General features: G+C 71.7%; 6 protein-coding genes. 3 read left to right on the top strand and 3 right to left on the bottom strand.

Annotated features, from left to right (window positions below):
• Positions 1 to 232: 232 nt before the first annotated feature.
• Together AC0NH5_RS42845 and AC0NH5_RS42840 are read right to left on the bottom strand one after the other, a co-directional pair.
• Positions 233 to 904 (bottom strand): hypothetical protein, encoded by a 672-nt coding sequence (locus AC0NH5_RS42845; protein WP_474414211.1) that lies wholly within the window; start codon positions 902 to 904, stop codon positions 233 to 235.
• A gap of 22 nt (positions 905 to 926) precedes the next feature.
• Positions 927 to 2,237, bottom strand: a complete 1,311-nt coding sequence (locus AC0NH5_RS42840) for a M20/M25/M40 family metallo-hydrolase (protein WP_474414209.1) — start codon at positions 2,235 to 2,237, stop codon at positions 927 to 929.
• A gap of 92 nt (positions 2,238 to 2,329) precedes the next feature.
• On the opposite strand from AC0NH5_RS42840, the gene AC0NH5_RS42835 reads away from it, so the two are divergent.
• Positions 2,330 to 2,899, top strand: a complete 570-nt coding sequence (locus AC0NH5_RS42835; RefSeq protein WP_474414215.1) for a hemerythrin domain-containing protein — start codon at positions 2,330 to 2,332, stop codon at positions 2,897 to 2,899.
• Positions 2,900 to 3,025: 126 nt separating this feature from the next.
• Positions 3,026 to 4,015 carry a LysR family transcriptional regulator gene (locus AC0NH5_RS42830; RefSeq protein ID WP_474414207.1) on the top strand — a complete coding sequence of 330 codons (990 nt, stop codon included), beginning with the start codon at positions 3,026 to 3,028 and terminating at the stop codon, positions 4,013 to 4,015.
• A gap of 68 nt (positions 4,016 to 4,083) precedes the next feature.
• On the opposite strand, the gene AC0NH5_RS42825 is transcribed toward AC0NH5_RS42830, so the two are convergent.
• Positions 4,084 to 6,684, bottom strand: coding sequence for an ATP-dependent Clp protease ATP-binding subunit (locus AC0NH5_RS42825; RefSeq protein ID WP_474414205.1), 2,601 nt, complete (start codon positions 6,682 to 6,684; stop codon positions 4,084 to 4,086).
• Between the two features lie 274 nt (positions 6,685 to 6,958).
• Here AC0NH5_RS42825 and AC0NH5_RS42820 point away from each other — a divergent pair, with 274 nt between their 5' ends.
• A complete protein-coding gene (locus AC0NH5_RS42820) occupies positions 6,959 to 7,375 on the top strand; it encodes a hypothetical protein (RefSeq protein WP_474414213.1) in 417 nt (138 codons plus the stop codon).
• The last annotated feature ends 181 nt before the right edge of the window (positions 7,376 to 7,556 follow it).

The raw sequence follows: 7,556 nt of genomic DNA, 5'->3' as shown, positions 1-7,556 counted from the left end.
TCGACGCCGGCCCCGAAGGGCGCGATGCCCCGCGAGCCGAAGGCGAAGCCATCAAGCACAGTAGGCGAAGCCGTGGGTGATTTCGGTGGCCTCGACGCCGGCCCCGAAGGGCGCGATGCCCCGCGAGCCGAAGGCGAAGCCATCAAGCACAGTAGGCGAAGCCGTGGGGGATTTCGGTGGCCTCGCCGCCGGCCCCGAAGGGCGCGATGCCCGCGAGCCGGAGGCGAAGCCATCAAGCATGGTTGTGGCCCGCGTGGTCGTCTTCCTCGTCCGGGAGGAAGGGGTGCTCGTCCAGGCGGCCGACCAGCTGGTCGCCCTGTACCTCGGCGAAGGGGCCGCTGCCGTCGGCGTCGTCGAACGCTTCCAGGTTCAGCGGCTCGGCGACCTCGGTGACCGTGAGCAGGCCGTCGAGCGGCTCCAGCTCCGGCACGTCCAGCGAGGCGAGTGACCCGTCGCCGGCCTGGAGCAGTTCCAGCACGGCTTCGCCCACCGATTCGACCGGGCCGGCGTCCTCGTCGTCGGGCACCGAGGCGCGCCGCGCGGTCTCGGCGACCCGCAGCAGCGCCGACACGCTGGGCACCCGGTAGTCGCGGCGCTGACGGACCGAGACCACCTGCGGGTACGGGTCGCCGTCGGGGCCCGCCGTCGCGCCGGTGATCTGGCCGAAACGCTTGTCCGCCTCGTCCGGGTCGATCGCCTCGACGTCCCACGGCGTGACTTCACCGTACGCGTCGAGCAGCTGCTCGTCGTACGCGTACGACGCGTTGTTGAGATCGACGTACGCCTGCCAGACGTCGTCGTCGTCGATCGCCCCGGCGGCCGCCTTGACGGCCGTGAGGTGCGCCCGCGCCGCCTCGATCACCCGTTCCAGGGCGGCGTCGAGCTCGGCGTTCTGATCGGTCATGGATTGGGGGTCCTTCCGGAATTCAACTGTTTCGGAGCAATCGGTCGAGCACACGCACGCCGAACTTTAGTCCCTCGACCGGGACGCGCTCGTCGATGCCGTGGAAGAGGGCACTGAAGTTGAGGTCGGGCGGCAGGCGCAGCGGCGCGAAGCCGAAGCAGCGGATGCCGAGCGTGGCGAAAGCTTTCGCGTCGGTGCCGCCGGACATCAGGTACGGCACGGTGCGCGCGCCCGGGTCCTCGGCCCGCAGTGCCGCGCCCATGGCCTCGACCAGCGCGCCGTCGAACGACGTCTCGACGGCTGGCTGCTGGTGCACGTGTTCGATCTCCACGTCCGGGCCGACGAGTTCGCGGAACTCGGCGAGGAACGCGTCGGCGTGGCCGGGGAGGGTCCGGCAGTCCACCGTGGCCGACGCCTTGCCGGGGATCACGTTGTCCTTGTAGCCGGCTTCGAGGCGGGTCGGGTTCGCCGTGTTGCGGATGGTCGCGCCGATCAGGTTGGCGATCGGGCCGAGTTTGGAGATGGCCAGTTCCGGCTCGTCCGGGTCGAGGTCGATGCCGAGCGCCTCGCTGACCTGCTCGAGGAACGCCCGGACGGTCGGGGTGAGTACCACCGGGAAGCGGTGCCGGCCGACCCGGGCGACCGCCTCGGCGAGCGCGGTGACCGCGTTGTCGTCGTGGATGAACGAGCCGTGCCCGGGCCGGCCGTGTGCGTGCAGCCGCAGCCAGTCGAGGCCTTTCTCGGCGGTCTGCACGAGGTAGAGGCGCAGGTCGTCGTTCACTGTGTACGAGTACCCGCCGACTTCGCCGATCGCCTCGGTGCAGCCGTCGAACATCTCGGGGTGCTCGCGGACCAGCCATTGCGAGCCGTACTCCATGCCCGCTTCCTCGTCGGCGGTGTACGCCAGGACGATGTCGCGCGGCGGTGTGTAGCCGGTGCGCCGCCATTCCCGCACCACGGCGAGCACCATGGCGTCGAAGTCCTTCATGTCGACGGCGCCGCGGCCCCACAGGTAGCCGTCCTTGATCTCGCCGCCGAACGGCGGGACCGACCATTCGCCCGGGTCGGCGGGCACCACGTCGAGGTGGCCGTGCACCAGCAGGGCGCCGCGGGACGGGTCGGCGCCGGGGATCCGGGCGACCAGGTTGGCGCGGGTCGGCGCGGACTCGAGCAGCGTGGTCTCGACGCCGACCTCGGCGAGCTGCTCGGCGACGTACTCGGCGGCGGCTCGTTCGCCCACGGTGGTCCGCGGGTCGCCGGTGTTGGTGGTGTCGATGCGCAGCAGGTCCTGGCAGAGGCCGACGACCTCGTCCACGGCGGCGGTGGTGTTCATCCGCCCTTCTTACCAGCCTTCGATCACGGGCCGAGGGTCACACGTGGGTTTGCGCGGGGACCGGGAACGGGTACTGCGGCGCCGTGTCTGAAGTGAATCTTCCCCCGTTGCCGCCGATCGGCGGCGAGACGTCGGGGCGCAGCGTCGTCGACGTCCTCACCGAGCAGCACCGTGAGGCACTCACGCTCGCCGAGCGGCTGACCTCCGGCCCGTACGACGCCCGGGTGGCGTCCGTGCTGGTCGCCACCCTTTCCCGGCATCTGTCCGCGGAGGAGCAGTACCTGTATCCCGCGCTCCGCACCGCGGTGCCCGGCGGCGACGAGATCGCCGACCGGGAGCTGGCCGAGGACCGCGAGCTCCTGGTGTTGCTGGCCGGCCTGGAGCGCGGCGCCGAGGTGGCGCCGGTCGTCGAGGCGATCCGGCGGCACGTGGCGGCCGACGCCGAGGAGCTCTTCCCGTTGCTGAACCAGATGGTGCCGGCCGAGGACATGATCCGGCTCGGCAACCGGGTGGAGACCGCCGAGGAGGCCGCGCCGACCCGCCCGCATCCGCGCACGCCGTCCACCCCGCCGTGGAACAAGGTGGTCGACCCGGCGCTCGGCGTCGTCGACAAGCTCCGGGACATGATCACGGCCCGTACCACGTATTTGCGCGATCTGTAACCCTTCGCGGATAGTGGTTGATTAGCGGCATACGTCCTGTTCGTTAATATGTTTGTCACGGGTTGCGGATCTTTACCAGCGTTACAGGGCTAGCCTTCGATCCCGTTCTAGTCCTAACGTCACGCTATGAACCTCGAGCTGCGGCATCTGAAGGTGGTCTGCGCCATCGCGGAGACCGGCAGCGTGACCAAGGCCGCGTCCCAGCTGGGCCTCGCCCAGCCGGCGCTCACCGCGCAACTGCAGCGCATCGAGCGGACGCTGGGTGGGCCGCTGTTCGACCGCGACCGCCGGGGCGCACGCCCCACGGCGCTGGGTGAGTTGGTGCTCTCCCGGGCCAGGGTGCTGCTGCCCGCCATGAAGGGCCTGCAGGACGAGGCGGCCCGGCTGGCCGCCGGAGGTGACGGCCTGCTGAGCCGGTACCGGATCGGGGCGGTCGGCGGCCCCGTGGTCGCGCACCTGATGCACCGGCTCGCCGAGGCCCAGCCGGAAGCACAGATCACCACCCACGCGTCGTACTACGTGGAGGAGATCGCCTCCATGGTGCTGGCCGGCAAGCTGGACTACGCCCAGGTCGGCGTCTGCGGCGACGCCCTGCCGTCGGCGGAGTTCGGGCTGGTCTGGCAGACCATCGCGGTGAACGCGGTCTGCGTGCTGATGCCGGAGGACCACCCGCAGGCCAAGAACCGCGAGGTGGACCTCGCCGAGCTGGCCGAGGAGCACTGGGTGGCGGGCGCCGGCGACACCTGCTTCGCCGACTGTTTCGCCGCCGCGTGCGCCCGGGCCGGGTTCGCGCCCCGCAAGATGCTCGAGACCGACGCGCGGGCCTGCGTCGACATGGTCGAGCTGGGCCTGGCGATCGGGCTGTGCCAGGCGACGTTCCGGCCACCGGCCGGCCTCACCAGCCGCCCGCTGCGCGGCGCCCCGCTGCGCTGGCGCCTGGTGCTCGGCTGGCATCCGGACTCCCCCGCCGCGATCAGCGCCCCCAAGCTGATGGAGCTCGCCGACGACGCGTACTTCGACGTGATCTCCCGCAACGAGGCCTACATGGAGTGGCTGCGCTCCGAGCCCGACGTCAGCGGCATCACACCGATCGTCCCGGCCCGCGAGGCCGCCTGACCCGAACGTGCGTGTGGACTTGGGGTTCGATTCGAACCCCAAGTCCACACACTGCTTGATCCGGGGTGTCAGCGGGCCGACGTCTCCAGCGGCGCCGACTCCACCTCGAAGGTGAGCTCACCGTCGCGGGCGTCCACCTTCACCGTGCGGCCCGGGGCGAGATCCGCCGCGAGCAGCATCCGGGACAGCCTGTTGTCCAGCTCCCGCTGGATGGTCCGGCGCAGCGGCCGGGCCCCGAACTCGGGCTGGAAGCCCCGTTCGGCCAGCCAGTCGACGGCCGCGTCGGTGACCTCCAGGCGGACGTCCTGGGCGTCCAGCCGGCGCCGGGTCCCGGCCAGCATCATCTCGGTGATCTTGTGCAGCTGCACGTCCTCCAGCTGCCGGAAGATGATGATCTCGTCGATCCGGTTGATGAACTCCGGCCGCAGCTGCTCCTTGAGCCGCCGGTCCAGGCGGTCGCGCAGCTCGTCCTCGGCGGACCGCCCGTTGTCCGCGGCGCCGAACCCGACGCTGCGGGTGCTGCCCGTGATCAGGTCCGAGCCCAGGTTGCTCGTCATGATCAGCACCGTGTTCCGGAAGCTCACGGTCCGGCCCTGGCTGTCGGTGAGCCGCCCGTCGTCGAGCACCTGGAGCAGGATGTTGAAGACGTCCGGGTGCGCCTTCTCGATCTCGTCCAGCAGCACCACGCTGTACGGCTTGCGCCGCACCGCCTCGGTCAGCTGCCCGGCCTCGTCGTACCCGACGTAACCGGGAGGCGCCCCGACCAGCCGCGACACCGTGTGCCGCTCCTGGAACTCGCTCATGTCCAGCCGGATCATCCGGTCCGGCTCGCCGAACAGCGCCTCGGCGAGCGAGCGCGCCAGCTCGGTCTTGCCGACACCGGTCGGCCCGAGGAACAGGAAGCTGCCCACCGGCCGGTCCGGGTCACCCAGCCCGGCCCGCGAGCGGCGGACCGCCTCGGCCACCGCCTCGACGGCGTCGTCCTGGCCGATCACGTGGTCGTGCAGGTGCTCCTCGAGGCGCAGCAGGCGGTCCCGCTCGGCCTCGGTCAGCTGGGCCACCGGGATGCCGGTCGCCCGGGACACCACCTCGGCCACGTCCGCGTCGGTCACCTGCGGCACGCCACCGGGTCCGGCCCCGGCGCCGGCGATCTGCGCCTTCAGCTCGTTGATCTGGTCGCGCAGCTGGGAGGCCTGCTCGTAGTGTTCGGCGGCCACCGCCTGGTCGCGGTCCCGGGAGAGCTGCTCCAGGCGGCGCTCCCGCTCACGCAGACCAGCGTCCGGCGTCTTCATCCGCAGCCGCACCCGGGCGCCGGCCTGGTCGATCAGGTCGATCGCCTTGTCCGGCATGAACCGGTCGGTGATGTAGCGGTCGGACAGCTCCGCCGCGGCGTCCAGCGCCTCGTCGGTGATGCGTACCTGGTGGTGCGCCTCGTAGTTGTCCCGGAGCCCACGCAGGATCGCCACGGTGTCCTCGACGCCGGGCTCGCCGACCACGACCGGCTGGAAGCGCCGCGCCAGGGCGGCGTCCTTCTCGATGTGCCTGCGGTACTCGTCCAGCGTGGTCGCACCGATCACCCGCAGCTTGCCGCGCGCCAGGGCGGGCTTGAGCATGTTGCTCGCGTCCATCCCGCCGCCCTCGCCGCCGCCACCGGCGCCGACCAGGGTGTGGATCTCGTCGAGGAAGACGATCAGGCCGTCGCCGGACGCCTGGATCTCGTCGATCACCTTGCGCAGGCGCTCCTCGAAGTCGCCGCGGTAACGGGTGCCGGCCACCAGACCGGCCAGGTCGAGCTGCACGACCCGCTTGTCCTGCAGAGTCAGCGGGACGTCGCCGTCCACGATGCGCTGGGCCAGGCCCTCCACGATCGCGGTCTTGCCGACACCGGCCTCACCGATCAGGACAGGGTTGTTCTTGGTGCGCCGGGACAGGATCTCCACGGCCTGCTCGATCTCGTCGGCCCGGCCGATCACCGGGTCGATCTCGCCGCGCCGGGCCGTCTCGGTCAGGTCCACGCCGAACTGCTCCAGCGTCGGGGTCGGCGAAGAGGATCCGCGGCCACCGCCCTGACCACCGCCGCCCCCGCTCGAGGGGGTCTCCGGGTGCGACATCGAGCGGGCGTCGAGCCGGCCGGCGAGCAGCCGCCCCGCGGCCGAGTCGGCGTTCAGCCCGAGCGCCATCAGGATGTGCTCCGGCCCGATGTACGACGCGCCCACCGCGCGGGAGATCTGCAGGCTGTCCAGCAGCGCGCGCTTGGCGGCCGGGGTCAGCGCGACCTGCTCGGGGGTCTCGCGGCCGGCCACGCCCATGTCGGCGCGGCGGTTGGCGGCGGCGGTCTGCGCCTCGTCGCTGCGCGCCTGCGCGTCGAGGTCGCGGAGCAGGCTCTCCGGGTCGGACCCGGCCCGCCGCACGGTCTGCTTCATCGGCTCCTGTTGAAGCACCGCCCAGAGCAGGTGGTCGGTGTCGAGATCGGCGAGCGCCCGCTCGCCGTCAGCCGTCTCGGCGGCCCGGCGCGCCGCGTCGGTCAGCGCCTGGCGGGCGTCGTTGCTCATGTACCGAGCGATGTCGAAGCGCTGCGCCGACCGGCGCGGCTCGGCCGCACCGAAGAAGCGCGCGAACAGGTCGTCCCATTGGCCGGGCCCGGTCGGCCCGAACGGTCCGATGCTCATCAGTCTCTGCCTCCTGGTACCTCGCGGGGGGGGGCAAGTCTCGCGCCACCCGAGTGTCCATAGCGTCGGCGACGGCCCGCTGAATTCCCCGTTCGCGCAAAAAGTTGACAGGAGTAGGCTCAACTTCATGGCCGTACCGTTTGCCGACGCCGACCCGCCCCTGGTGCCCACCTTCCGGGAGCCGAAATTGCGTGCGCCCGGCTCCCACGTGCCGCCGGACCCGGGCGCGACACCCCCGCAGCCAGCATCGCAGCAGGCGGGCTCCTGGGCGGCGATATCGGCCGAGGCGGTCCCGCAAGCCACCGGCACGACGGCGCCGCTGGTCGTGGTGGACGGCGCCAACGTGGTCGGCTCGGTGCCGGACGGCTGGTGGCGGGACCGGGCCGGCGCGGCGGTGCGGCTCCGCGACGGTCTCGCGGCGGTGCCCGCCGCCGGCCTGAGCGACCTGCCGGGCCCGGTGGAGGTGGTCCTGGTGGTCGAAGGCCGGGCCCGGGACATCCCGGAGGCCGACGGCGGGGTGCGCATCGAGCGCGCCGCCGGATCCGGGGACGACAAAATCATCGATATCGTACGAACGGAGCACCCTGCCCGCCGCGTCGTCGTCGTGACGGCCGACCGTGGCCTGCGCGCCCGCGCCGTGGCACTGGGCGCCGAGATCCGCGGGCCCTCCGCCGTCCCCCGCACCGTGTGAAGTTCGGGTCCGCTCCGCATCCCCCACTTCACACCCCACGCAGTGCCCAAGCAGCGTGTGAAGTTCCGGCTCGCTCCGCGCCGTAACTTCACACACAGCAGCGTGCCAACCGGCGTGTGAACTTCGGGTTCGCTGCGCACCACAACTTCACACACAGCACCGCGCCAACCGGCGTGTGAAC

The organism is Actinoplanes sp. 13, assembly GCF_056134165.1.
Note: the sequence above shows the minus strand (reverse complement) of the source record. Positions and strands in the feature narration are given on the sequence as shown.